Below are 25899 nucleotides of genomic sequence, written 5' to 3' on the forward strand. Positions count from 1 at the left end.
CCGCGAGCCCACGGCGGCATTTCTCGACTCGCGGTCTTGCCACCTGCGCGCCCGGTGCTGTTCGCCGGCGCACCGTGGCGCGGTCACAGTGCGTAGTTCAGCTGGGTTCGCATCCCGGCGGCCAGGTGGTAGTCGTTATGGCAGTGCAGCGCCCACACTCCGGGGTTGTCGGCGATGAGCAGGGTACTGATTTTCTGCCCCGGGAGCACGGCGAGGGTGTCTTTGCGCGCTCCTGGGCTGCCGTCGGGTTTGATCACCTGGAACGTGTGGCCATGCAGGTGCATCGGGTGCCACATCATGGTGGCGTTGTCATACGTCAGCACGGCTCGCTGGCCCTGCCGAACCTGCAGCGGCTTGGTGCTGCGGTAGGGCTCGCCGTTGATCGTCCAGTCGTAGCGCATCATGTCGCCGCCCAGCACGGCCGAGAGGTTGACATCTTGTTCGGGCGGACCCAAATCGACGTCCGGTGTCGCGGTAAACATCTCGACCGTGCCAACCCGTCCGGTGAGCTCGGTAGGTCGAAATTTCGGATCGGGCGCAGTGCCCGCTCCGGTGGACAGCAGCGCACGCGCCAGGTCATTCTTGCCTTCGGCCGCTGCCACCAACGGGTAGACGCCATCGGCGGCGGTCACAATAACGTCGTAGCGTTCTGCCATACCTATCAGCAGCGCGTCGACTTCGACCGGTTTCACCGGGTAGCCATCGGTATGGGTGACCGTCATCGAATGGCCGGTGAGAGCAATACGGAAGGCGGTGTCGGCGGCGCTGTTGATGAACCGGATTCGGATCCGCTGGCCTGGCTTGGCGCTGAAAACACTTGCAGCCGCCGGAATTCGACCGTTGATCAGATAGTAGGGGTAGGCGATATCCCCGGCATCGCCACCGAGCAGGTTGCTGTCGTCGGCTGTGCCGGTCGGCCGGTCGGGCATGTTCTGCGTGTTGTGCGGGCTGGTCAGGGCGCCGAAAAGCTGTCGTGGTGACTTGCCGACGCCAACGGTCCAGTCGTCGAGCACGACAATCCATTCGGCGTCGTAGTCGCCCGGCTCGGTCGGGTCGTCGACGATGACCGGCAAATACAGTCCGAAGTCGGCCTCCAGTCCGACGTGCGGATGCGCCCAATACGTGCCCGGATTCGGGACGGAGAACCGGTAGGTGAAGTCATGCCCGGCATCGATATTCGGGGTCGCGGGCGCAACGCCGTCCATGTCGTTGCGCAGCGCGATGCCATGCCAATGCACCGACGTTGGACGATCGATCCGATTGGCCACCGAGACCGAAAGCTCGTCGCCGACGCTGGCCCGGATCAGCGGTCCCGGGACCGTGTTGCCAAACGCCAACGCGCGAACGGTGGGTCCGCCCAGGTCGATCGTTGTCAGCTGGGGGGTCAGGGTAGCGGTCACGGTGCGGCCGCTATGTGGACGGGCCGCCTCGGCTGCGTCGATCGCGGCCGTCAGCCGGGCCGCACCATCAAGGTGGTGGGTCTTGGGCTGGCCGCACCCGGCCAGCGCGAAACCACTGGCGATGGTCGCCGCAACAAAGGCGCGTCGGGTAAGCCGCGGCCCCGCGAACGGGATTCCGCTCGCGGGAAGTACGGGCATTGACCGCTCCTCGTCTGCATCGTGTGCCATCGGCGCCCTCGACCCTGATCGAGGACGAGGCGTTTCGCAACCAAGATGGCCTGGTACGAGCTTTCTCCGGCCGCTTGGCTTCGGGCCCCGCTGTTCACCACGTCACACTTTACACCATACCCGTAGGGGGTATACAGTGGGCGGCGTGACGAACCGACGCACGGTATGGATGCGATCCGCGGGTGCCGCGGTCGCTCTGGTGTGGGTCATCGCCGTGCTCACCGCCCAATGCTGGGTGCCGCAATTCGATTCCCAACCCGCGCATCCGAACCACCCGTTGGTCACCGCACTGGGCAGCGAGTTCTCGATCAACGTCGACCACGGGCATCTGGCCGACAACTCCCATCCGCTGTGTTCCGAGCATGCGGCCACCGTGGCGCTTCCCGAACAAGGTGTCGCGTCGTTCAACGCTGCCTCGATGGCAGCGGCAGACACCAGCGCAAGTGCGCATACCCATCCCGTTGTGTCTGTCGGACGCGGTCCGCCGGGGCGCGAGCCCCCTCACACCGGTCAAGACCTTCTGACCAGGTTCTGCCTGTCTCGTCGCTGAGTTGTCAGCACCAGGCCGTCGTGGCTTGCGCCCCGGCCGGTGACCGCTGACCCCACATCAACGTGCCGCGTGAGTTCGCGGCCAGACGCAGAAGCGACGATCACATGAATAACAACGTGCCCACCACCGGCATCAACTCCAACAACCCACGGATAGTCATTCCGAACAGGTCGCACCCCACCTCAGTACGGTCGCCACAGACCCGGGACGGCCGCCGCCTCGGCGCTGAGCGGTATCGTCCGGCTCCGGGACGAAACCGCCAGCCGGGCAGCATGGTTGGCAATACCCCAGTGTTATGGATCCCCGAGATGTCTCATCTGCCCGTCACGGGCGACCGCGGCTTCTGGGCCAAGCTTGAAAGCTTCAACCCCGGCGGTATGAAAGATCGCCCCGCCCTGCACATGGTCGAACGAGCCCGTGCCCGCGGCGACCTCAAACCTGGCGGAACGATAATCGAATCGACAAGCGGGACGCTGGGGCTGGGGCTAGCGCTGGCCGGCAACGTCTACGGGCATCCGGTCACCCTGGTCACTGACCCCGGTCTGGAACCCATACTTGCGCGCATGCTCTCCGCCTACGGGGCCCGCGTCGAGGTGGTCGCCGAGCCGCACCCGGTCGGCGGCTGGCAGCAGGCTCGCAAAGACCGGGTCGCGCAGCTGCTGGCTGCCGACTCTGGTGCCTGGAATCCCAACCAGTACGGCAACCCCGACAACGTCGAGGCCTACCGGTCGCTGGCGCTGGAGCTGATCGCCCAGCTGGGAAACGTCGATGTGCTGGTCTGCTCGGTTGGCACCGGCGGGCATTCGGCAGGCGTTGCCAAGGTGCTGCGCGAGTTCAACCCGGACATGCGGCTGATCGGTGTAGACACAATCGGCTCAACAATATTCGGGCAGCCCGCGTCGAGCAGGCTGATGCGCGGGCTCGGCTCGAGCATCTACCCCGGCAACGTCGACTACGGCGCGTTCAACGAAGTGCACTGGGTTGCACCCGCCGAAGCCGTGTGGGCTGCCCGCGGCTTGGCCGCGACGCACTACGTCAGCGGCGGGTGGAGTGTCGGGGCGGTTGGCCTGGTCGCCGGATGGGCCGCGCGCAACGCGGCGCCGGATACCACCATCGCCGCGGTGTTCCCCGACGGGCCGCAGCGCTACTTCGACACCATCTACAACGACGAGTACTGCAACCGGCACGGGCTGCTCGGCGGCGAAGCTCCCCGCCAGCCCCGTGAGATTGCCTCGTCTTCAGAGGGTGTCGTCACCCGATGGACGCGCACCACCACCGTGGTCAACCCGACTCTGATGGTGGCGTGATGAAATTCGTCGCTGGATTCCGCAGTTTCAACCGACCCAGCCGCGTGCTGATGATCAACCAGTTCGGTATCAATCTCGGCTTCTACATGCTGATGCCGTACCTGGCTGACTATCTTGCCGGGCCCCTCGGCTTGGCCGCGTGGGCGGTGGGCCTGGTGCTGGGCGTGCGCAACTTTTCTCAGCAAGGCATGTTCTTCGTGGGCGGCACCCTCGCTGATCGGTTCGGCTACAAGCCACTGATCGTGGCCGGATGTCTGCTGCGCACCGGCGGATTCGCGCTACTGGCCGTTGCGCACTCCCTGCCCAGCATTCTGATCGCCTCGGCGGCAACAGGTTTCGCTGGCGCCTTGTTCAACCCCGCGGTTCGCGCCTACCTCGCCGTCGAGGCTGGCGATCGAAAGATCGAAGCGTTCGCCATGTTCAATATCTTTTACCAGGCCGGGATATTGCTCGGTCCGCTCGTCGGATTGCTGCTGTTGGCCACCGACTTCCAGATGATCGTCCTGGGTGCTTCGGCAGTCTTCGCTGTGCTGACCGTCGCACAGCTGCTCGCCTTGCCGCAGCGCCAAGCCGATCTAGAGCGAGATGAGGGTGCGACGACCTCAATACTCCACGACTGGAGGACGATCGTCGGCGCGCGGCCGTTCCTGCGGTTCGCCGCCGCCATGACCGGATGCTACGTATTGTCGTTCCAGATCTATCTCGCGCTGCCCATGCAGGCGTCGATTCTTGCCCCGAACAACAAATCTGCGTTGATCGCGGGAATTTTTGCGCTGTCGGGTCTGATCGCGATCGCCGGGCAACTACGCATTACCCAGTGGTTCTCGGCGCGCTGGGGATCCGAGCGCAGTCTGGTGGTCGGGGCGATGATTCTGGCGGCGGCTTTCGTGCCCATCATGGTCGCCCCGAACGGTGGACGATTCGGAACAGGAGCCGCGATCGCGGCGCTATTGCTGTCGGCGATTTTGCTCGCCGTCGCTTCCGCCGCATTGTTTCCGTTCGAGATGCGTACTGTTGTCGCACTGTCTGGCAACCGGCGGGTAGCGACGCACTACGGGTTCTACAGCACCATCGTGGGGGTGGGAATCCTCGTCGGCAATCTTGGCGTCGGGTCGTTGCTGAGCATTGCACGACGCTTGAATGCAGATGAGATTGTTTGGGGCGGTTTGACTCTCGTGGGCGTCGTCGCGATAGTCGGGTTGCACCGCCTGAACAGCCGCACCGCGGATTGCCAGCAGCAAACCCCATGTTGGGAGCCGCGAGCGCAGCTGTGTCGTCAGGCCGCGTGACGACGAACGGTGGGCGTTCTCAACGCCGCGATCTCGATGACGCTGCTGACCCCGCTAGCCGAGCTTGTCGGTTGGCTGCCGCGCGCAAAACCCCGGTCCTGGCTCGGGAGTGACGTTGCGCGCGGTGATCTCGGTGCCGCAGTGCGCGCAGGTCAGGTGCGGGTCGGCGATCTTGCCGCAGGTGTCGTGGCGAAGCTCGATCGGGACACCGTCGGGGTGCGGCAAATGTTCGTCGCCCCAGCGCATCAACACCACAATCGCCCCGAACAACTGCAGGCCGGCCTCGGTGAGCCGGTACTCGTGCCGGTCGGGATCGCGAGAATACGGGACTCGATCGAGCAGACCGACCTCGACGAGCATCCGAAGCCGTGCCGAAAGCGTGGGCCGGGGAATGCTCAGGTTGCGCGCTAGTTGCCCGAAGCGGCGCACCCCGAAGAACGCCTCGCGCAAGATGAGCAGCGTCCACCGCTCGCCGACCAGTTCGAGAGCGCGACCAACAGACTCGCCCTCGAAGCGGTGCGAAAGATCAGTAGAAGCCGGCATGGTTCAATAATCATACCGGTTCACTGACTGAACCATCACTGGTAACGTTCTTGAACGACGTCACGTCAAACCTGAATGTCGAGGCCCCGATGAGCGAGACGGACACAACGATCACCGCGCCGAATCACGTCGAAAGCGACATCACGGCGGTTGCCCAGCACATCGCGGAGGTGGCCCGGCCCCTGTGGGGCGAGATCGACAGCGGCCGGTGCCTTCCCGGCGAGTTGCTCACGGCACTCGGGGAATCCGGCCTGCTGCGCGCGGGTGCTCCGGCCGAAGTCAACGGTTTGGAACTGGCGCCCGGTAGCGCGCTGCGGGCGGCCGAAGAGATCGCACGCGGGGACGCCTCGACCGGGTGGTGCGTGTCGATCGCGATCACCAGCAGCCTGCTGGTCGCCTACCTGCCCGCCACCGCCCGCGCGGAGCTATTTGGCGACGGGCGAGCCGTCGCGGCGGGCGTGTGGGCGCCACGCGGCACAGCGCGGTCGGTCGACGGGGGCATGGTGGTGTCGGGGCGGTGGGCATTTTGCAGCGGAATCGGCCACGCCGACACGATGTTCGCTGGATGCATGCTTGATGATCGCAAGGTGCCATCGGTGGTCGCGCTGGCCAAAGACGACCTCACCGTCATCGACACCTGGCGCACACTCGGCCTACGCGGAACAGGCAGCCACGACACCGTGGCCGACGAGGTCTTTGTTCCGGCCGATCGGGTGTTCTCGCTGTTCGATGGGCCCACCATAGACCGGCCGTTGTATCGCTTCCCGGTGTTCGGGTTCTTCGCGCTGTCCATCGCGGCCGCGGCCCTGGGCAACGCGCGGGCAGCCATCGACGACCTGATCGAGCTGGCCGGCGAAAAGAAGGAGCTCGGATCTCGGCGGACACTGGCCGAACGCTCGGCCACACAGGCCGCCGTTGCCGCCGCCGAGTCGGAGATCGGCGCAGCGCGGGCGCTGTTCTATGAGTCGATCGACGCTGCCTGGCAGGTCAGCCGACGCGGCGACGTAGTGTCTGTCGACATGCGAAACCGGTTGCGCCTGGCCGCCACCCACGGTGCGCGGACGTCAGCCGACGTGGTGCGCTCGATGTACGACCTGGCGGGCGGCACCGCCATTTACGACGATGCGCCCCTGCAGCGGCGATTTCGCGACGCGTTCACCGCCACCGCGCACTTCCAGGTCAACGAAGCGTCGCGAGAGCTACCCGGCCGCATTCTGCTCGGCCAGCAGGCCGACATATCGATGCTCTGACCGCAACGGACCGGCCATGTTCACGCATGACCGGACTACCAACTAAGGAGTGGGATCGTGACGCGAGTCAACACTCAATGCCGGCTCGCCGCGCGACCAGTAGGCCTGCCCAAGTCTTCGGATTGGGACGTGGTCGATGAGCCAGTTCCCGAGCCCGCCGAAGGGCAGTTCCTCGTCGAGGTCGAATACCTATCCATCGACCCGGCGATGCGCGCCTGGATGAACGCGGGCCGCACCTACATATCCGCCGTCGAAATCGGCGAGGTCATGCGCGCGCTTGGCACCGCACGCGTCATCGAGTCGCGTCACCCCGACATCACCGTCGGCGACCAGGTATCCGGACTTTTCGGTGTTCAGCGCTACGCGCTATCGGATGGACGCGACGTCACCCGGTTGGACACGGCCCTCGCGCCGGCCCCGGTGCACCTCGGCGTTCTCGGGATCAGCGGCCTGACCGCCTACTTCGGCCTGCTCGACGTTGGGCGACCCGAACCTGGCCAGACCGTGTTGGTCTCAGGCGCGGCCGGCTCGGTGGGCAGCGTCGCCGGGCAGATCGCGCGGATCAAGGGCTGCCGGACGATCGGTATCGCCGGCGGCGAGCGGAAGTGTCGCTGGCTCACCGACGAACTCGGGTTCGACGCCGCGATCGATCACACATTGGGCGACTTACGCCGCCAGCTCAAAGAGCATGCCCCCAACGGCGTGGACGTCTTTTTTGACAACGTCGGCGGCGAAGCGCTCGAGGCGGCACTGGCGCGCCTGGCGCGCGGCGCCCGCATCGTGCTGTCCGGGGCGATTTCGCAGTACAACACCTCCGATCTGAACCGCGGGCCCGTCAACTACATGCAGCTGCTGGTGGCGCGCGCATCGATGACCGGTTTCGTGATCTTCGACTACGAGGACCGCTACGCCGAAGGCGTCGAACAACTCGCCGCGTGGTTGCGCAGCGGAGAGTTGGTGTCTCGAGAGCACGTGATCCACGGCGACGTCGCGGACTTTCCTGAAGCACTGCTGCGGCTTTTCCGAGGTGAGAACACCGGCAAACTGATCCTCGCGCTGCCCAGCAGCCGGTGACTCGAAACGCCGCCGCGGCAGGCAGATTCATCGCACGTTTTATCCTCGGCTGCTTCCTCGTATTCGCCGGGGTCGGTCATGTGAGTTTCGCTCGAACGTCTTTCTACGCACAGGTGCCGCCGTGGCTGCCGTTGAACGCCGACCTGGTTGTGGTCGCCTCGGGTGTGGTGGAAATCGCGCTCGGAGCCAGCCTGGTGTTGGTGACCCGGCGGAAAGTACTGTTGGGCTGGGTGGCGGCGGGCTTCTTTGTGCTGATATTTCCCGGCAACATCTCCCAATTTGTCACGCACACCGACGCTTTCGGGCTCAACTCTGACCTGGCCCGCGGCGTCCGGTTGCTATTTCAGCCGCTGCTGGTGATCTGGGCGCTGTGGTGCACGGGTGCATGGGCGGCTCTGCGGGATCACAGATCCCGCACTGCGAACTAGCGTCTGGGTGTGGTCCACCAGCGGATCGACGTGCCGGCCGAGCTAGTGATGCCAGCCGTCGGCGGCTTGCTCGTCGAAGGTGCGATCGATGCGCTCGAACCTGCGGCGGATCGAATCGCGGGCGGCCGCGTGGGGGAGTATGTAGAGCCGGTTGGCCAGAATCGCGTCGGCCGTCAGGCGAGCGATGTCGTCGATGCTCATGCTGTCGTCCTGCTGGGCGATGGCCGCCGGCGTCTGGGCGGCGTCGGGCGTCGACGATTCTTCGCTGTCCCCGCTGCGGATTCGCCGAGAGTTTGTGGCGAGGTTGGTTTCGATGACCATCGGGCACAGGACCGACACTCCGATCCCATCGGTTTTGACCTCGCGGGCCAAGGTCTCGGCGAGGCCGACGACGCCGTACTTGGCCACCCCGTATGTGCCGAGGCCCGCATTGGGTACCAGCCCGGCGAAAGACGCGGTAAAGATGATGTGGCCGCCGGTGCCTTGCTCGAGCAACCTCGGTAGGAACGCTTCGACGGCATGAATCGAACCCCACAGGTCGATGTCGATGACCCAACGCCAGTCGTCATGGGTCATCTGCGCCATCGGACCCGCGACGACAATGCCGGCGTTGCTGAACACGACGTCGACGCGGCCCAGTCGTCGGAAAGCTTCGTCTGCGAGATGAACGACGTGACTCAGATCCCGCACGTCGCAGGTGACTCCATGCGCGTCGTATCCCTCAGCGCGAAGCCGCGCCACGGCTTTGTCCAGCGCGGACGCATCGATGTCGCCCAGCACCACCCGGGCGCCGCGACGGGCGAACTCAACGGCGGTAGCCAACCCGATGCCGCTGGCGCCGCCGGTGATGACCGCTCCGCGTCCTTGGAATCCGTCCACGAACCGAACCCTATTTCAGCGCGTCCGGTCTCAACCGGCAGGGTGACGCCGGCGCGGCAGCGACGGGTTGTGCCGGCATTGCCGCTAAAGGACAAAGCCGGGGAAGGTGTTGTGCGACACTAATAGCGTGACCACCGTGCGCGAAGGACTCGTCGGTAACAAGGACTGAGACGCACTCGTGCCCGGCGATGGAATGAATTTCGAGCTGACCGACGACCAACAGCTGATTCGCCGGTCGGTCGCGGAGCTGACGCGACAGTTCGACGATCACTACTGGATGGAAAAAGATCGCGCGCACGAGTTTCCGACCGAGTTCTACCGGGCGATAGCCGACGGAGGATGGCTGGGAATGACCATTCCGCCGGCCTACGGCGGTCACGGCCTCGGCATCACCGAAGCCACCCTGCTCCTCGAAGAAGTCGCCAGATCCGGCGGCGCCATGAACGCTGCCAGCTCGATCCACCTGTCGATATTCGGGATGCAGCCGGTGGTTGTGCACGGCTCCGAGGAACTCAAGCGCCGCACGCTGCCCCGCGTCGCGACCGGCGATATGCACGTGTGCTTCGGGGTGACCGAACCTGGTGCAGGGCTCGACACGTCACGCATCACAACCTTTGCCCAACGCCAAGGCGATCACTATGTGGTCAACGGTCGGAAAGTATGGATATCCAAAGCGGTGGAGTCCGACAAGATCCTGCTGCTCACCCGCACTCGGCAGTACCAAGTCAGCCAGGAACAGTCCAAGAAAACCGACGGGATGACGTTGTTCCTCACCGACCTCGACCGCAACCGGGTCGAGATCCGGCCGATCCGCAAGATGGGCCGCAACGCGGTTGGTTCCAACGAGTTGTTCATCGACAACCTGGAAGTTCCCGTTGAAGATCGAGTCGGCGAGGAAGGAAAGGGTTTTCAGTACATCCTCGACGGCCTGAACCCGGAACGGATGCTGATCGCGGCTGAAGCGCTCGGGATCGGCAGGGTGGCGCTGGACAAGGCGGTGACGTACGCCAACGAGCGCGAGGTGTTCGATCGGCCGATCGGAATGAATCAAGCGATCCAGTTCCCGCTCGCGGACTCCCTGGCGCGGCTAGACGCCGCGGAACTGATGTTGCGCAAAGCCACCTGGCTCTATGATCACGGCAGACCCTGTGGGCGCGAAGCCAATACCGCCAAATATCTGTGCGCCGATGCCGGCTTTGCTGCCGCGGATCGGGCCTTGCAAACCCACGGCGGTATGGGCTACTCGGAGGAGTATCACGTCGCGCGCTACTTCCGTGAGGCCCGACTGCTGAAGATCGCCCCGATCAGCCAGGAGATGATCTTGAATTTCCTCGGCGCGCATACCTTGAAGTTGCCGAGAAGCTACTGAAACACCGATGCATCTCTGCCGACAGCCCCAGGCCTGCCGACCTTTCCGCGGTGGTCGGTGACTTCCTTGTCGCATTAGCGGCCGGTGCGGTCCATTTGACGATGTCGGTGAAAGGCATCTAGTCGGGGAAACGTTGCCGTTGTTCGATGACTTCGGCGTTGGTCATGAGCCCAGAGTTGGCGAGCTTGGCCAGGAGCGACTGCGCACGTTCGGCGAGCTCACGCAACTCGGTTGCTATTTCAGTCGGCTCCTCGGGTCTTTGCCGTTGTAGCGGCCTCAGCCTGCCCTGGCCGGCTGCCCTGAAGCGCTCGTCGCTGCCCATGGTGTATCCGGCCGCACCGGCAAGCGCCATGCCAGGGAACAGGCTCCCACTGGTGGCTGTAACTGCTGGGGGAGAAACCGCTGGCCCGGTGCTCGGCAGTGCATAAGCGACGGAGCGTAATGCCGGCGCCGCCACAGTCCAGGCCGACGGCACCGACAGCTTGCCCACGGCGTTTCCTTGGCCCATGCCGGCGCTCACCGGTGGCGCGGTCGACGGTCCGCCGAAGAGCCACTGCGGCAGCAGGTGTCCACCTGGCCCGTGGCCGGTGAACGGTCCGTCGCCTTTTGCGAAGTCACGGTCGGCGTTGATCTCTAAGCCTCGCACCGTCGTTCCTGCCGATGTCAGTGATGCCGTCGCACTAGTCGCCGACGCGGTGGCGCTGGTAGCCGCTATGGGCAGGTCGATCGCTGTAAGGGGAATAATGATCAGCGACAAGATTGTCGACAATCCGGCCAACCCGGAGCCACTCACCAAGGGCGACAAAGACGATAGTGGCAATGCCGATGCTGCGGGTGTTGCCAGCGCCTGCAGTGCCTGGGCTAGCGCGCTGATCACCTGCGGGCCATCGGCGATGATGGATTGCTCCACTGCAGCCGCCTGGCCAGCAGCCCCGGTGAGGTTGGTGGTCAACGGAACCGGGCTGAACGGCGTCAACGCCGACGCTGCCGCCGATTGGCCAGCGTAGCCGTACATCGCGGCGGCATCCTGGGCCCACATCTGTTCGTATTGGGTTTCGTTGGCTGCGATTGCCGGTGTGTTCTGCCCCAGAATATTGGTCGCAACCAGCGTCATCAGCAAACTGCGGTTGGCCGCAATCACCGGCGGCGGTATCGTCATCGCGAACGCCGCCTCATAGGCGGCTACCGCCGCTTTGGCTTGGGCTGCGGCTTGCGTGGCGCGCGCGGCACTTGCGTTGAGCCACTCGATATATGGTGCGGCGGCTGCCTCCATCGAGGCCGACGCGGGACCCAGCCAAGGACCGGCCGCCAACCCGGACACTGTCGCGTCATAGGAAGCCGCCGTTGAATCGAGTTCGGCAGCCAGCTCCTCCCAGGCCGTCGCCGCCAGCAGCATCGGCCCCGAGCCGGGGCCGGTATACATTCTGCCGGAGTTGATTTCCGGCGGTAACATCGCGAAATCCATAGCCGTGTTCCCTCCCTACCTGTGTGACCTCGCGTTGGCGGCTTCGGTGGGCCTGGCCTTAGAACTTCACCCACGCCTGGCGGGCATCGACGCTGACTAGCAGCGAGGGCCATGCTGGGGACATCACGATGTCGGCTACGAGCGGTGGCGTGTCAGCTCGGTTCCGCCGTGGCTGTTCGGAGCCCCTACGTGCAGAGTGGCTAGATCGAAATAGGGCAGCACATGTTGCGCCCAACGCTTCTTGGCCCGGCTCGCTGCACCGACCGACGCGCATACGAGCCACTACATTCGTGGCGTTTGTGCTGTCGGGGCCGCGCGCGGTCGCAGTGGCCGGGTGGGTGCAGCAACAGGACGGCGTCGCCGCGCCAATAAACGTGGCCCATCGCGATTCGACCGACGACTCGTTGGCAGTATTGGCCGTTGAACGCCAACGCAATTCAAAGGTAGCTCCACAAAGACACATGTCACCTGCGACTCCTTAGTTCGCAGGCGCCATCAGCCTTAAGGCGGTTTGGAAGGTGTTTGGCGACATCACCTTCCGGGCGGACACCATCACCCAGTTACAAACTTGCTATCAGTTAACTAACCAGTTAAGCAACGCTATGCGAGTTGGTCAAGCCGACCACGTGTCTAACCTGGTTTGGGTGCGTTTCAGCTGCTGCCCTAGCGCGAGGGTTTTCGGATCGATTCGAGTCGATTTCGCGCGAAACACGCTCTCTGTCACCAGGTTTAGCAGGCTTTGAACGCCCACTATGCGCCAGCGGCGTATTGCTCGCGGAGTATGCGTTTGAGCGCCTTGCCAGTCGGGTTACGCGGGATCGTATCGATCCACTCGACCCGAACCGGCTGTTTGAATCGGGCGAGGCTGTGTTGGCAAGCGCCCAGGATCGCGTCTTCGGTGACGGTCTCGTCGGCACGTACAACGATGGCGAGTGGGCTTTCACCCCATTTTTCTGAGGGGATCCCGATCACCGCCGTGTCCTGCACGCCGTCTACGCCGAGAATGACGTTCTCGATCTCCGCGGGGTAGATGTTCTCGCCGCCCGAGATGATCATGTCCTTCACGCGGTCGCGGATGTAGATGAACCCTTCCGCGTCGCGTGCTGCGATGTCGCCGGTCTTGAGCCACCCGTCGACAACCGTGTCGGCGGTGGCTTCTGGACGGTTCCAGTAACCGACCATGATGTTCGGGCCTTTGACCAGGACTTCACCGGGGACGTCCACTGGCGCTTCGAGGCCGTTGTCGCCTACCACCATGACCTCGGTATGGAAGAACGCTTTGCCGGTGGAACCGGCTCTCGCTATGGCGTCGTCGGGGTCGATAAGGCACGCTGGACCGCCCACCTCGGTCAGGCCGTAGACCTGATGGACCTCGATCCCCATCGAGGCGTAGGTCTCGATCAGGTTCACCGGAACTGGCGAGGCACCACTCATCACCCAACGCAACGACGAGTAGTCATGGGTTTCTTTGTCAAGCGTTTGGAGCATGGCTTGCAACATTGCAGGTACGGCCAGGGTGCCCGTGGCCTGTTCGGTGCTGAACAACTCCCAAATCTGCTGAGCGTCAAACTGATTCATGATCAAGCAGGTGCCGCCCAAATAGATCATGCTCATGAGTGGGGTGAGGGCACCGACGTGGAACAAGGGTAGGCAGATGACGAAGCGGTCGCGCTTGCGGAAATCGGCGGTTGCCGAGGTCGTGATCAAGGCCCACAGCATGCTGCTGTGGCTGTGCATCACACCCTTTGGTAGCCCGGTTGTGCCCGACGTGTACATGATGAAAAGTAGGTCGTCGTCCGCGGCGGCAATCTCTGGTTCGGCGTGACTGGCGCCGGCCAGAGCCGTCTCATAGTGTTCGGCCCATTCGGGCGTGTCGGCAGGCGCACCGACGTGGAGCCAACGTGTGATAGCCGTTCCGCCAGTGCCTCGAGCGTGCAGCTCGGCGCAGATCGCGGTGAACGGGGTGGCAAAGATCATCGTTTCTGCGCCACTGTCTTTGAGGATGAACGAGAGTTCGTCTGCAACCAAACGCCAGTTGAGCGTGACAATGACCCCGCCGACTTTCGCCACACCGTAGAAGGTCTCGACGAATTGGTAGCCATTCATGAGCAACGTGGCAACACGGTCGCCAGGGCGAAGCCCTGCCCCGGTAAGAGCATTGGCGACTTGGTTGCAGCGGGCGTTCGCCTCGGCGTAGCTGAACCTGGCACCGGTGTTGACGTCGACGACCGCCTCACGGTCGGGGTTGAGCAGTGCACGCTTTTTCAGGTGTAGGCCGAGGTTGTTCTTCACGGTGACTCCTTTGGCGGGTGCTGGTTGTCGCTCGACGCTAGCCCGGCCCGATTTCTGAGAACACACGATGGGTGTTACTGCACACCGGCGGCTAATCGACGAAGCCACTAGCAGTGCTTATTAGCAAAGTCCGAGGGTTGCCGCGATGAGCCGCCAGAGTCGTTCGGCGGCTTGGTCGATCTCCGGACGGGGTGTGAGGCGTAGTTGCTGCGCGATGCCCTGACGGAGGCCGCCGATGGTGTAGTGGCCGGCGCTGTCTGCATCGACCGCCGCGGCAATGTCCCCCGAACGCTGGCCGCGGCGAATGTTGGTCGCCGCCAGGTCTCCGAGGTTCCGGATGTAGACAGCCTCGATCTCGGTCAGCGCGGGGTCAGGGGCGACGCGATTGACCAGCAGCGGTGCCAACGGCTGGGTGAAGTGATAGGCGACGAAATGTCGGGTGCGCTCTTGCTCGCGGCTGGCCCAGTCGGTGTCGGGGAGCCGATCATCGGCGATTGCCTGGCTGAGCCCTTCGTAGAATGCATCCCAAATTGCCACTAGCAAACCGGCTTTGGAGCCGAAGTGGTGATAGACGGCGCCGGTGCTCAGGCCAGCGCGACGGGTCACGCTGGCAAGCTCTAGTACCCCGTTGCTGTCGACCAGTTCGTGGCGGGCGGAATCGAGGAGTTGTTGACGCCCGATCGGTGCCCGTGCCACACTCGAATAATAACAGAATTAGATTATGTTTTAATCCGGAAGGGCGCTCCCGTGGGTGCAGAAGTATCTTCAGTAAACGATCTGGGTGAAGACTTGGCGACCACCTATAAGTGGACACCAAGCAGCGGCGAAAGCGTCGATCCCGCGGTCGCCGACGCAGACCTGGAAGCGGTGCTACGCGACGGTTACCTCGTTCTGCACGACATGCTGACCCCGGAAGAGCTCATCGAAATCCGGCGCAGCGTCGCGCCGCTGCTCGATCGGTTCGGCCGCAACAACTTCGAAGGCCACCGCACCCGCAGGGTCTACAGCGTGCTGAACAAGACCCGCGCCTGTGATCGGATCGCCGATCATCCCCGGGTGTTGGCATTGCTGGATCGATTGTTGCTGCCAAACTATCTGCTTTCGATGCTACAAGTCATCGATATTTTGCCGGGCGAGCAAGCGCAGCTGCTGCACACAGATGAAAGCTTCTACCCGCTACCGCGTCCGCGCAAAGCGTTGGGCGCAGCCACAATTTGGGCGATCGACGATTTCACTGCCGACAACGGCGCCACAGATATCATCCCGGGCAGCCATCGCTGGGGCGACCGCCTGCCCGCAGATGCCGATCGCGAACCGGTGATCATGCCCGCCGGGTCCTGCGTCTTCTTTCTCGGGACACTGTGGCACGGTGGCGGGGCCAATCGGTCTAGCGATTCCCGCCTAGCGCTCACGGCCCAGTATTGCGAACCGTGGTTGCGCACCCAGGAGGCATTCGGGCTATCGATGACCCGAGACACCGTGCGCGCCGTCTCCGAAGACATCCGGCGGATGCTTGGTTACAGCATTCATCCGCCCTTCATTGGCCAGGTGGACGGAATGCATCCCAAACGTCTGCTCGAACCGGGCGTGGCACCGGTATGAGAGCTGTCGGCTAGTCGACGGCGGCGCGCCCGGTTGGCAAGCCGGCCGTGTTCGACCTACTTGACCGACGCCCCTCGACGCGGCCCTCGTCGTGGGATTGGTTGGTGCGGCAGTTTTCCCGGGCAACAGCTCTGACGTGATCTGCATCACCGTGCTTGTTCTGTTGGCGATTACGCCACACTGGCGTGCAATTGGCCGAATTTGCCTGCACCATGGAACTGCAAGATCTGTTACAGATGTGATCATCGTGACTCTTGCCTGACTCTGCGGGGCCAACCGTCCCCGCCCTTCCTGGCTCGTCGCAGCGCCAACCATTGCCAGCAATCTGGTGCCAGCCAGCAGAACAAGACCTGTACATAGCCGCCAACAAAACCGCACGCGCTGGGCTACCGGCGTATCCCGGGACGCCGGCGGCAGCGTTACTCAGGAGGACCACGACATGACCGCCTATCAAACCCTTGTGGTGGGGACAGACGGCTCGGAGACTTCGATGCGTGCGGTCGACCACGCCGCCGCGATAGCCACCAAGTCGAACGCCAAGCTGATCATCGCGATCGGACACCTGTCCGACGCGGCGGATCTACGTGCGGCGGACATCCTCAAGAGCGAGGGTTACAAAACGCTGGGCAATGCGCCCATCTACGAGACGTTACGCGAAGCCAGGGAGCGGGCCAGGGCCGCGGGGGCCAAGAACATCGATATCCGGCCAGTTCACGGCACTCCGGTGAAAGCACTGGTCAACGTCGCTGAAGAGTCCAACGCCGATCTGCTGGTGGTGGGCAATGTGGGACTCGACAAGACCCTTGGGCGATGGTTCTCCCTACCCGCCAATATCTCGCGGAAGTCCAAGACTGAAGTCTTGGTCGTGAACACCACGGGATAGCGCAGCAACTCCAATTAGCCCGTATCGGCCTGGCGTGCGGCGTCTGTAGCTAGCCGTTTTCCGGTCACAGCTTGGTTCACTGGCGAGTACGGTCCGTAGCCGAGCGTTGCCTGTCGTTGCACTGCGGCCCGCGGGTGCGGGGGGCGACATCGGTTGGCGAGTAGAGTGTTATCCGGCTATACCTCGACGATCCAGCTGCTACTCGGAGGCGATCGATGAGGAGGGGTGGTTATCCGCCACCGGTCTGGAGCGCCCGCCGATCGGCTGTGGATCGACGCGGCGCAAGGCGGCCATGCCCATCGTGGGCGGCATCAACACGTCTGGTGTTCCGGGCGGGCTGCCCTGTCGTTTCGCCGGAAATCTGTCGAAGGACACAAGCGCGTTGACAGCCACCGACATTCATTCGCTGCTGATCGCTTGGGACTACCGCGTTCCGGATCCGAGCGCGGTATGGGAATTGCTGGAACAGAACAAGGCGGCTCTGGCCGACATCGGCGCCTACCACGTGCTGGTCTACACCTCCACGCACGACTATGGCCGCCTGTTGGTGATGATCGGCGTGCACAGTCGTGAGCCGATCGTGGAATTGCTGCGGTCGCGAGTCTTCTTCGACTGGTTCGACGCGTTCGGGGCCGACGACATTCCGGCCGTGTTTGCCGGAGAGCTTTTCGAGAGATTCGCTGCGACGCCTTCGCCGGTCAGCGGCCCACCCGGAGTCGTGATGGCCGCGTTCGCGTCGGTCGACGACGTGTCGGCTCTGACCGCGGAGATCAGGATGGCATTGGACAAGTTCACGACCGCCGGTGTCCGAAAGATGTGGATCTACCACGCTTTTGACAATGCGGACGAAGTTCTGGTCCTGCAGGAGTTCCCCGGCGAAGACAGCGCCCGGCAGTGGATCGACCATCCGGACGCCGCCGCCCAGTGGATGAGCCGAGTGGGGGTAGGCGCCTACCCGCCGTTATTTGTCGGCAGGTTCTTCGACTCGATGCGGATCGAGGCGCCGCGGTGAGTGGGCCGCTCGCTGCCGATGGGCAAAGGGCTTGGCTGCACGGCTGATTCAGCGGTTTGGGTCGCCTTCCGGCGACAAGTCTCCGACGAGTTGGCCCAGCAGGTTCGGGATTTCGAGCCGCGGCAAGACGGCCTCCATGGCTGGTCCCCGATATCGGGTCCACCTGGAATTAGAGCCAGGTTGTTGTTGATCTGGATTTTAGTTGATGTCGCAGGCTATGGGGTGATGGGTGTGGCTGCATTGGGCAGCGTATTCGGCCGGAGTGCGATAACCCAGCGATGAGTGGCGGTGGCGGTGGTTGTGCTCGTGTTTGAAATCGCTGATCACCACCTTGGCTTCGAGCAGGTCAGTCCAGTAGTTGCGGTTCAGACACTCCTTTCGTAAGCGGCTGTTAAAGGATTCAATGTAGGGGTTTTTCCAGGGCTGACCTGGGGGGATATAGGTCAGCCCGACTTTTCCGTCGCAAAACTGCTGCAACGCTTGAGAAATCAGCTCCGGCCCGTTGTCCATGCGCAGCACCGTGGGCGGACCCCCGGCAGTGGTGAACACTCGCTCGAGCTCGTCGACCAGCGCCTCGGCGGTGATGGAGCGTGCGGTCATGTCCAGCAGCGACTCGCGAGTGTGCTCATCGAGCATCGAGGCGATCTTGACCGACCTGCCGTCGATAGTGGAGTCAAACTGAAAATCCAGCGCCCACACCACCTTGGGGGCATCGGCGATGATCGGCGGCACTGAGGGCACACCACCACGTTTGCGTGGGGAGCGGACGGCGACTTGCAGTCCCTCTTGGCGCCACAGCCGGTGGATCTTCTTCTTGTTGACCTGGTGATGCTCGTCGTAGCGCAACGCCGACCACGCACGGCGAAACCCGTGACAGGGGTGTTTGCGGGCGTAGGAACGCAGCCAGGCCCGCAGATCGGCATCCGGGTCCGCCGGGGTCTGGTCGATACGGACACGTCGGTAGGTTGAGCGGGCCAGCCCAACCGCTTGGCACGCCAACCGTTCTGAGATGCCCTTGACTTCTGTGAGCATGTCCACGGCGCGGCGTTTGGCGGCTGGGCTCAAAATTTTCCCTTGGCCACCTCACGTAGGGCGTCTTTGACGAGCTCGGCCTCGGCCAACAGCCGTTTGAGCCGCCCGTTTTGCTCGCGCAGTTCCTTGAGCTCGCGGGCCGCATCGAGATCCATTCCCCCGTAGGCTCGGCGCCAGTTGTACAGGGTGGCCGCCGATACCCCCAGCTCGGCAGCGATCTGCTCACCGGAGCTGCCGCCGGCGGCCAGCTCATCAGCTCGGCGCAGCTTGCGCACAATGTCTTCGGCGGCATACCTCTTACGACCAGCCATTTCCTTGTCCCTTCCAGCCCACGTTTAGGGCCACGAGACTCTAAAACAAGCTGGACTCATTCACGGGGAACACGCCATCCACGAGCACCATCCGGTCCTGGTTTTCGGCGGCGGCGGTGAGTGCTTCGTCGAGCTCGCCGTAAGTCTGCACCCGAAAGGCTAGATGATCGGTGATTCCCAGTGCCTCGGGAAGCTGGGTCCACTTCCAGCTGACAATGTCGTTGTACGGGGCCGTCTTTCCGTGAATCGCCCGTTCGACGGTATACCCGTCGTTGTTGACCACTATGATGACCGGCGACAGTCCCTCGCGGGCAAACGTGCCAAGTTCCTGCACAGTCAGCTGCGCGGCCCCATCGCCGATCAGCAAAACCGTCCGGCGGTCCGGATGCGCCACTCCGGCTCCGAGGGCCGCAGGTAGCGTGTAACCAATTGAGCCCCACAGTGGTTGGCCGATGAAGGTGACTCCATATGGCAGCCGGTGATCTGCCATGCCGTAGAACGACGTCCCTTGATCGGCGAGTACCACGTTTCCCGGGGTGAGCGCTGCGCACAACCGGTCCCACAGCGCGCGCTGGGTAATTGCTTGGTTTTTCTTTGGTGCTTCGATGGCCCGGTTATCGGGCAGCGGCGCCACCGGCGGCGAACTTATGCCGCGCCGGACCAGGATCCCCGACAACGCTTCGAGTGCGGCGCCCATTTCCAGCGGAGCGAAGACCTGACCGGCCACGCTGCTCTGGTACTGGGCGACGTCGATGGTCTTGGTGGGGTCGATCCGCTGGCTGAAGAAACCGCTGACCATATCGGTAAACACCACCCCCGCGGTCACCAGCACCGGCGCCTGCTCGATGGCAGTGCGTACTGGTTCGGCGCTGGCCGAGCCGGCATAGATGCCCAAAAAGTTCGGTGAGCTTTCGTCGAGCAGACTCTTGCCCCACATCAAGGTGGCGTGCGGCACCACGTCGGCCGCGAGCAACGCCTCGAGCTCCTTGACCGCTTGCAGGCGGTGGACCAGTAGGTCGGCGAGCACTGTTAACTGGTGGTCGGCGATGAGTTCAGTGGCGGCGTCGATGAACATCGACAACGCTCGTGGGCTGGTGCCGCCGGTGTAGCGGGCCAGCGGCGTGCCGGGCGGTTCGGTGGGGAAGCGTGCCACGTCGCTCGACAACAGCAGGTATCCGGGCCGCTTCTGCTCGCGTACCTCGCTGAGCACCCGGTCAATCTCTCTGCAGGCTGTCGCTGTCATGAGATTGGCTTGCGCGCAAGTGATTTCGCGACTAATGCGGAAGAAGTGCTCGAAGTCGCCGTCGCCGAGCGAATGGTGCAGTGCTCGATGGGTCCCCTGAGCGTCTTTGGTGGGACCGCCGACAATGTGCACCACTGGCACGTGTTCGGCATAGTTGCCAGCGACCGCGTTGACCGCCGATAGCTCGCCAACTCCGAATGTCGTTACCACAGCTGCCATTCCGCGCAGACGCCCGTATCCGTCGGCGGAATAGCCGGCGTTCAGTTCATTGGCGCTGCCCACCCACCGAATATCGGGATGAGCGACGATGTGGTCGAGGAATTGCAGGTTGTAGTCGCCCGGAACCCCGAATATCTCCGAGACGCCGAGTTCGGCCAAGCGGTCGAGCAAGTAGTCGCCCACGGTGTAACCGGAATTATCGGGGGCGTACGAGGCCGTGGCCGCGTCATTCGTCGTCGCACTAGTCACGGAGACGACGGTACGCGTTTGTCTTGGTTGCCCCGCAGTCGAAACCCTTCTGGGAGACAACGCGCTGCGCTATCGTCCCAGCTATGGCAGTCAACGAGTCACGCGGAGTAGTCATCGAAGCAAGCCCGGAAGAGATCCTCGCTGTCATCGTGGACGTCGAGACAATGCCGGACTGGTCGTCGATCCACGAGAGCGCTACAGTGCTCGATCGAGACGAGCACGGTCGACCCCTCCGCGCTCGGATGAAGGTGAAGATCGCCGGTGTTAGCGACGAGATCGTGCTCGCGTACACATGGCACGACGACGGCGTCAGCTGGATTCAGGAGAGTTCGAAAGCGTCTCGTTCCCAGGAGGGCCGCTACACGCTGACCCCGCAGGGCGACAAGACGCACGCGAAGTTCGACCTGAAGGTGGACCCCATCGTGCCAATGCCTGGTTTTGTGATGAAGCGCGCCGTCAAAGGGGTCATGGAGCTGAATACGGACGGGCTGCGCAAGCGGGTGCTCAAAGTCCGGGGCGGCTGAGCGCGCCGCTACTGTGCAGAGCGTGACGGAAACAGGATCCCTGGCCGGGGTGAAGGTCATTGAGCTCGGCGGTATCGGCCCTGGCCCGCACGCGGGAATGGTGCTCGCTGATCTTGGCGCCGACGTCGTGCGGGTTCGTCGCCCCGGAGGCCTGACCATGCCGTCCGAGGATCGCGACCTCATGCATCGCGGCAAGCGGATCGTGGATTTGGACGTCAAGACGCAGCCCGAGGCGCTGCGCGAGTTGGCCGCGAAGGCAGATGTGCTGCTGGACTGTTTCCGGCCTGGAACTTGCGAGCGACTCGGCATCGGGCCCGATGACTGTTTGGCGGTCAACCCCCGTTTGATCTTCGCGCGTATCACCGGCTGGGGCCAGGACGGGCCGATGGCCCCCACCGCGGGCCACGACATCAACTACCTCTCACAGACCGGGGCGCTGTCGGCGCTCGGCTACGCCGATCGGCCGCCGATGCCTCCGCTGAACCTGGTGGCCGATTTCGGCGGCGGATCGATGCTGGTGCTGTTGGGCATCGCGGTCGCGCTCTACGAGCGGGAACGGTCAGGCAAGGGCCAGGTTATCGATGCCGCGATGGTCGATGGGGTCAGCCTGCTGGCCCAGATGATGTGGACCATGAAGGCCACTGGCAGTCTGCGTGACAAGCGCGAGTCCTTCCTGCTTGATGGCGGCGCCCCGTTCTACGGTTGCTATGAGACCTCCGACGGCAAGTACATGGCGGTAGGTGCTATCGAGCCACAATTCTTCGCGGCCATGCTGGCCGGGCTCGGCCTGTCGGCGGACGATGTGCCCAATCAACTCGATTTTGCCGGTTACCCGCAGCTGCGTGCTGTGCTCGCCGAACGGTTTGCTAGCCGCACGCGTGACGAATGGACGCAGGTTTTTGCTGGCACCGATGCGTGTGTGACGCCAGTGCTGACATGGAGCGAAGCCGCGGGCGGCGGACACCTGACCGCACGAGCGACGATGACCACCGTGCATGGCGTCGATCAGGCAGCACCGGCGCCGCGCTTCTCTCGCACCCCGGCGGGACCGGTCCAGCGACCTCCGGCCGCGACCACACCTCTCGCCGATATCGGGTGGTAGCGGGTTGTTCTGCGCCCAACGCCGCGCGGGAACACAGCAGCATTGCTAGCTTGAAAGCAGTGGCCGTAAAAGCATCGCGGGAATTTGTCATTGACGCGCCCCCGGAGGTGGTGATGGAGGCGCTGGCCGATGTTGGTGTCTTGGCCGACTGGTCGCCGCTGCACAAGCATGTCGAAGTGATCGACTACTACCCGGATGGGCGACCGCACCACGTGAAGGCCACCGTCAAGATTCTGGGGCTCGTGGACAAAGAAATCCTGGAGTACCACTGGGGCAAGGACTGGGTGGTTTGGGACGCCGACCGGACCTTCCAGCAGCGCGGCCAGCATATCGAATACACCGTTAAGCCCGAAGGTATCGACAAGACGCGGGTGCGTTTCGATATCACCGTCGAGCCAGCGGGACCAATTCCGGGCTTCATCGTCAAGCGGGCAAGCGAACATGTCTTGGACGCCGCGGCGAAGGGATTGGCCAAGCTGATCGCCGGTGGCGGCACATCTGGCTCGGGTGGTACGGCGAAGTCTTGACACCGCCGCGAGCGCCGTGCTGTTGCTAACTTGGTAACGATGGCCGTGCAAGCATCGCGCGAAGTCGTGATCAACGCGCCCCCTGACGCGATCATGGAGGCGCTGGCCGACATGGACTCAGTGCCATCCTGGTCTTCGGTGCATAAACGAGTCGACGTCATCGACACTCATCCCGACGGGCGCCCACACCACGTTAAGGTCACCGTGAAGGTGACCGGCATCGTCGACACTCAGTTGCTTGAATACCACTGGGGACCGGACTGGATGGTGTGGGACGCTCACAAGACCGCCCAACAACACGGCCAGCACGGTGAATACAACCTGCGCCGCGAGGTTGACGGCGCAACGCGAGTGCGCTTTTCCATTACGGTTGAACCCTCGGCGCCGCTGCCTGAATTTTGGATCAACCGAGCCCGAGAAAAGATCCTCCACGCCGCTTTGGAGGGGCTACGAACGCGGGTGATCGGGGCCGAGGAGCAAGGCCCGGCTACCTAGCCGGTTGATCGCGCAGCGCGGCCAGCCGCTGTATCGCCTCGTCGAGGGTGTCGTCGTTCTTGCAGAACGTGAAGCGCACCAAGTGGTTCCACACCGAATCTTGGCTTGCCGCGGGCTTCGGCTCGGTGCCGCAGAACGCGGACATCGGGATAGCCGCCACTCCGACTTTCTCGGGCAGCGAAGCGCAAAATGCGGTGCTGTCGTGGTACCCCAGCGGACGCGGGTCGGCGCACAGAAAATAGGTGCCATAGCTGTCGTGCACGCCGAACCCGATCTCGGTCAAGGCGGACGCGAGTCGGTCTCGTCTGGCCTGCAACGAACGTCGAAGAGCGGCCACCCAGCTGTCTTCGGTATCGAGCGCCAAGGCCACCGCGGGCTGGAACGGAGCACCCGCGACGTAGCTCAGATACTGTTTCGCCGCGCGCACTCCGGCGACGAGTTCGGCTGGGCCGCACGCCCAACCGATCTTCCAACCGGTGCAGTTAAACATTTTGGCGGCGCTTGAGATGGTGATCGTGCGCTCGGCCATGCCATCGAAGCCGGCCAACGGCAGGTGTCGGGGGACCTCGGTGTGGTGCTGGCCAGCAGGTGCGGGAAACACCAGATGCTCGTAGACCTCATCGGTGATTACCAGCAGGTCCGCGGCCACCGCGATCTCTGCGATGGCCGACAGCTCGGTGGCGTTGAGCACCGCCCCGGTTGGGTTGTGTGGCGAGTTGACGATCAGCGCGCGGGTCCGTGGTGTGACCGCGCGCCGCAGCGCGTCGGTGTCCAGCGCGAAGCCGCGCCCATCCGGGGTTAGCGGTACGGTAACTCGCCGCGCGCCGGCCATAGCCACCACTGGTGAGTAGGAGTCATAGAACGGCTCGATCAGCAGCACCTCTGAGCCGGGTTCCACCAGGCCGAGCACGGCCGCGGCAACAGCTTCGGTGGCCCCGACGGTCACCAACACTTCGCTGTCGGGGTCGTACTCGATACCGAAGTGCCGCCGACGCTGGGCAGCGATAGCGTGCCGCAAAGCCGGGATACCGATTCCCGGTGGGTACTGGTTGACGCCGTCGGCGATGGCCTGCTGAGCAGCCTGCAGCATCGCCAATGGCCCGGGCTCGTCGGGAAAGCCCTGTCCGAGGTTCACTGCGCCGATGCGGGTGGCAAGCGCTGACATTTCGGCAAAAACCGTGGTTGTAAAAGGCCGTAGTCGCGACACCGTCATGGGGGACGAGCCTATGACGGCGGCCATGCGGCCGGAACCGCCGGGGACTGCTCGAAACTCCACTCTTGGCCGCGGTGGCAAAGCGCCGACCAACCAACAGGTTGGCCGAGAACCCTGCTACTGTGGCCCCTACTGGACCACATCGTGAATACGGATCCGTATCCCTTCTTTCCGAATAGGAAGTCGACATGTCCGAAGAAGCTTTCATCTATGAGGCCATCCGCACCCCGCGTGGCAAGCAAAAGAACGGATCGCTGACCGAGGTCAAGCCATTGAGCCTGGTCGTCGGCTTGATCGACGAGCTACGTAGACGCAATCCGGACCTCGACGAGGATCTGATCAGCGACGTCATCCTCGGCGTGGTTTCTCCGGTCGGGGACCAGGGCGGTGACATTGCCCGTGCCGCGGTGTTGGCCGCCGGCTTGCCCGATACCGCCGGTGGAGTGCAACTTAACCGGTTCTGTGCATCGGGTCTTGAGGCCGTCAACACGGCTGCACAGAAGGTGCGCTCGGGCTGGGATGACTTGGTGCTGGCCGGCGGCGTGGAGTCGATGAGCCGGGTACCAATGGGATCCGATGGCGGCGCCATGGGGCTAGACCCAGCAACCAACTACGACGTGATGTTCGTGCCGCAGGGAATCGGCGCAGACCTTATCGCCACTATCGAGGGCTTCTCCCGCGAAGACGTCGACAACTACGCATTGCGCAGCCAGGAGAAGGCCGCCCAGGCGTGGTCGGGCGGTTACTTCGCGAAGTCGGTGGTGCCGGTTCGCGACCAGAACGGCCTGCTGATTCTCGACCACGACGAGCACATGCGCCCCGACACCACCAAAGAGGGTCTAGGCAAGCTGAAGCCGGCCTTCGAGGGCCTTGCCGCGCTGGGCGGCTTCGACGATGTGGCTCTGCAGAAGTACCACTGGGTGGAGAAGATCAACCACGTGCACACCGGTGGCAACAGCTCCGGCATCGTAGACGGCGCGGCGCTGGTCATGGTCGGGACCGAGGCCGCCGGGAAATCGCAGGGGCTAACTCCGCGGGCTCGCATCGTCGCCACCGCCACCAGCGGGTCCGACCCGGTGATCATGCTGACCGGGCCGACACCGGCCACCCGCAAGGTTCTGGACCGCGCCGGACTGACCGTCGACGACATCGACCTGTTTGAGCTCAACGAGGCTTTCGCTTCAGTGGTGCTCAAGTTCCAGAAAGACCTGAACATCCCCGACGAGAAGCTCAACGTCAACGGCGGCGCCATCGCGATGGGCCACCCGCTGGGCGCCACCGGCGCGATGATTCTGGGCACCATGGTCGACGAACTGGAGCGGCGCGACGCCCGGCGTGCGCTCGTCACGCTGTGCATCGGTGGCGGCATGGGCGTAGCAACCATCATCGAGCGCGTCTGACGATCGCTTGACT

General features: G+C 63.7%; 24 protein-coding genes and 1 riboswitch. Of the genes, 15 read left to right on the forward strand and 9 right to left on the reverse strand.

Features of this window, described 5'->3' with window-relative positions:
* Window positions 1–83 precede the first annotated feature (83 nt).
* Window positions 84–1598, reverse strand: a complete 1515-nt coding sequence (locus ACO07W_RS14470) for a multicopper oxidase family protein (protein ID WP_421844179.1) — start codon at window positions 1596–1598, stop codon at window positions 84–86.
* Between the two features lie 166 nt (window positions 1599–1764).
* On the opposite strand from ACO07W_RS14470, the gene ACO07W_RS14475 reads away from it, so the two are divergent.
* From ACO07W_RS14475 to ACO07W_RS14485, 3 genes are all read left to right on the forward strand, one after another.
* The gene (locus tag ACO07W_RS14475) at window positions 1765–2178 is read left to right on the forward strand and encodes a hypothetical protein (protein ID WP_421844181.1); all 414 of its coding nucleotides are present in this window, start codon (window positions 1765–1767) and stop codon (window positions 2176–2178) included.
* A 158-nt stretch (window positions 2179–2336) separates the two neighbouring features.
* The gene (locus tag ACO07W_RS14480; protein ID WP_421846005.1) at window positions 2337–3485 is read left to right on the forward strand and encodes a PLP-dependent cysteine synthase family protein; all 1149 of its coding nucleotides are present in this window, start codon (window positions 2337–2339) and stop codon (window positions 3483–3485) included.
* On the forward strand, window positions 3485–4774 hold the full coding sequence (locus ACO07W_RS14485; RefSeq protein ID WP_421844183.1) for an MFS transporter: 1290 nt from the start codon (window positions 3485–3487) through the stop codon (window positions 4772–4774). The genes ACO07W_RS14480 and ACO07W_RS14485 overlap by 1 nt, the downstream gene beginning before the upstream one ends.
* A gap of 54 nt (window positions 4775–4828) precedes the next feature.
* On the opposite strand, the gene ACO07W_RS14490 is transcribed toward ACO07W_RS14485, so the two are convergent.
* On the reverse strand, window positions 4829–5317 hold the full coding sequence (locus tag ACO07W_RS14490; protein ID WP_421844185.1) for a winged helix-turn-helix transcriptional regulator: 489 nt from the start codon (window positions 5315–5317) through the stop codon (window positions 4829–4831).
* An 89-nt stretch (window positions 5318–5406) separates the two neighbouring features.
* Here ACO07W_RS14490 and ACO07W_RS14495 point away from each other — a divergent pair, with 89 nt between their 5' ends.
* Genes ACO07W_RS14495 through ACO07W_RS14505 form a run of 3 tightly spaced genes read left to right on the forward strand, consistent with a single transcriptional unit; the run spans window position 5407 to window position 8069 of the window.
* On the forward strand, window positions 5407–6567 hold the full coding sequence (locus ACO07W_RS14495; protein ID WP_421844187.1) for an acyl-CoA dehydrogenase family protein: 1161 nt from the start codon (window positions 5407–5409) through the stop codon (window positions 6565–6567).
* Between the two features lie 57 nt (window positions 6568–6624).
* Window positions 6625–7641: an NADP-dependent oxidoreductase gene (locus ACO07W_RS14500; protein ID WP_421844189.1), complete on the forward strand. Its 1017-nt coding sequence runs from the start codon at window positions 6625–6627 to the stop codon at window positions 7639–7641.
* Window positions 7638–8069 (forward strand): hypothetical protein, encoded by a 432-nt coding sequence (locus ACO07W_RS14505; protein WP_421844191.1) that lies wholly within the window; start codon window positions 7638–7640, stop codon window positions 8067–8069. The genes ACO07W_RS14500 and ACO07W_RS14505 overlap by 4 nt, the downstream gene beginning before the upstream one ends.
* Window positions 8070–8111: 42 nt before the next feature.
* Here the strand turns inward: ACO07W_RS14505 and ACO07W_RS14510 are convergent, their stop codons facing one another.
* On the reverse strand, window positions 8112–8948 hold the full coding sequence (locus tag ACO07W_RS14510) for an SDR family NAD(P)-dependent oxidoreductase (protein WP_421844193.1): 837 nt from the start codon (window positions 8946–8948) through the stop codon (window positions 8112–8114).
* Window positions 8949–9141: 193 nt separating this feature from the next.
* Between ACO07W_RS14510 and ACO07W_RS14515 the strand changes: the two genes are divergently transcribed.
* Window positions 9142–10317 carry an acyl-CoA dehydrogenase family protein gene (locus ACO07W_RS14515; protein ID WP_421844195.1) on the forward strand — a complete coding sequence of 392 codons (1176 nt, stop codon included), beginning with the start codon at window positions 9142–9144 and terminating at the stop codon, window positions 10315–10317.
* A 118-nt stretch (window positions 10318–10435) separates the two neighbouring features.
* Here the strand turns inward: ACO07W_RS14515 and ACO07W_RS14520 are convergent, their stop codons facing one another.
* The 3 genes from ACO07W_RS14520 to ACO07W_RS14530 all read right to left on the reverse strand — a co-directional run bounded on the left by ACO07W_RS14520 (window position 10436) and on the right by ACO07W_RS14530 (window position 14770).
* A complete protein-coding gene (locus ACO07W_RS14520; protein WP_421844197.1) occupies window positions 10436–11782 on the reverse strand; it encodes a PPE family protein in 1347 nt (448 codons plus the stop codon).
* 479 nt (window positions 11783–12261) lie between these two features.
* Window positions 12262–12348: riboswitch (Fluoride riboswitch) on the reverse strand.
* Between the two features lie 184 nt (window positions 12349–12532).
* On the reverse strand, window positions 12533–14074 hold the full coding sequence (locus tag ACO07W_RS14525) for a long-chain-fatty-acid--CoA ligase (protein WP_421844199.1): 1542 nt from the start codon (window positions 14072–14074) through the stop codon (window positions 12533–12535).
* Between the two features lie 120 nt (window positions 14075–14194).
* Window positions 14195–14770: a TetR/AcrR family transcriptional regulator gene (locus tag ACO07W_RS14530; RefSeq protein WP_421844201.1), complete on the reverse strand. Its 576-nt coding sequence runs from the start codon at window positions 14768–14770 to the stop codon at window positions 14195–14197.
* A gap of 51 nt (window positions 14771–14821) precedes the next feature.
* Between ACO07W_RS14530 and ACO07W_RS14535 the strand changes: the two genes are divergently transcribed.
* The 3 genes from ACO07W_RS14535 (at window position 14822) to ACO07W_RS14545 (ending at window position 17571) form a co-directional block, all read left to right on the forward strand.
* Window positions 14822–15676 carry a phytanoyl-CoA dioxygenase family protein gene (locus ACO07W_RS14535; protein ID WP_421844203.1) on the forward strand — a complete coding sequence of 285 codons (855 nt, stop codon included), beginning with the start codon at window positions 14822–14824 and terminating at the stop codon, window positions 15674–15676.
* Between the two features lie 439 nt (window positions 15677–16115).
* On the forward strand, window positions 16116–16559 hold the full coding sequence (locus ACO07W_RS14540; RefSeq protein ID WP_421844205.1) for a universal stress protein: 444 nt from the start codon (window positions 16116–16118) through the stop codon (window positions 16557–16559).
* Between the two features lie 382 nt (window positions 16560–16941).
* A complete protein-coding gene (locus tag ACO07W_RS14545) occupies window positions 16942–17571 on the forward strand; it encodes a fatty-acid--CoA ligase (RefSeq protein WP_421846006.1) in 630 nt (209 codons plus the stop codon).
* Between the two features lie 198 nt (window positions 17572–17769).
* On the opposite strand, the gene ACO07W_RS14550 is transcribed toward ACO07W_RS14545, so the two are convergent.
* Window positions 17770–18914, reverse strand: a protein-coding gene (locus ACO07W_RS14550; protein WP_421840069.1) for an IS3 family transposase whose coding sequence is annotated in 2 segments (ribosomal slippage) — window positions 17770–18647 and window positions 18647–18914 — 1146 coding nt in all. Because the reading frame shifts where the segments join, the coding sequence is not laid out codon by codon here.
* 40 nt (window positions 18915–18954) lie between these two features.
* On the reverse strand, window positions 18955–20625 hold the full coding sequence (locus ACO07W_RS14555; RefSeq protein WP_421844207.1) for an alpha-keto acid decarboxylase family protein: 1671 nt from the start codon (window positions 20623–20625) through the stop codon (window positions 18955–18957).
* Window positions 20626–20708: 83 nt separating this feature from the next.
* On the opposite strand from ACO07W_RS14555, the gene ACO07W_RS14560 reads away from it, so the two are divergent.
* From ACO07W_RS14560 to ACO07W_RS14575, 4 genes are read left to right on the forward strand one after another with little or no spacing between them, the layout of a single operon-like run.
* A complete protein-coding gene (locus tag ACO07W_RS14560; RefSeq protein WP_421844209.1) occupies window positions 20709–21149 on the forward strand; it encodes an SRPBCC family protein in 441 nt (146 codons plus the stop codon).
* A 22-nt stretch (window positions 21150–21171) separates the two neighbouring features.
* Complete coding sequence (locus tag ACO07W_RS14565; RefSeq protein WP_421844211.1) at window positions 21172–22251, forward strand: CaiB/BaiF CoA transferase family protein; 1080 nt, start codon at window positions 21172–21174, stop codon at window positions 22249–22251.
* A 59-nt stretch (window positions 22252–22310) separates the two neighbouring features.
* Window positions 22311–22778 carry an SRPBCC family protein gene (locus ACO07W_RS14570; protein ID WP_421844213.1) on the forward strand — a complete coding sequence of 156 codons (468 nt, stop codon included), beginning with the start codon at window positions 22311–22313 and terminating at the stop codon, window positions 22776–22778.
* 39 nt (window positions 22779–22817) lie between these two features.
* Window positions 22818–23273 (forward strand): SRPBCC family protein, encoded by a 456-nt coding sequence (locus ACO07W_RS14575; RefSeq protein ID WP_421844215.1) that lies wholly within the window; start codon window positions 22818–22820, stop codon window positions 23271–23273.
* Here ACO07W_RS14575 and ACO07W_RS14580 read toward each other — a convergent pair.
* Window positions 23266–24486, reverse strand: a complete 1221-nt coding sequence (locus tag ACO07W_RS14580) for a pyridoxal phosphate-dependent aminotransferase (protein ID WP_421844217.1) — start codon at window positions 24484–24486, stop codon at window positions 23266–23268. The two genes, ACO07W_RS14575 and ACO07W_RS14580, sit on opposite strands and share 8 nt — an antisense overlap.
* A 188-nt stretch (window positions 24487–24674) precedes the next feature.
* Here ACO07W_RS14580 and ACO07W_RS14585 point away from each other — a divergent pair, with 188 nt between their 5' ends.
* Complete coding sequence (locus ACO07W_RS14585) at window positions 24675–25886, forward strand: acetyl-CoA C-acetyltransferase (protein ID WP_421844219.1); 1212 nt, start codon at window positions 24675–24677, stop codon at window positions 25884–25886.
* The last annotated feature ends 13 nt before the right edge of the window (window positions 25887–25899 follow it).

This window comes from Mycobacterium sp. (genome assembly GCF_965230835.1).
Taxonomy (GTDB): domain Bacteria; phylum Actinomycetota; class Actinomycetes; order Mycobacteriales; family Mycobacteriaceae; genus Mycobacterium.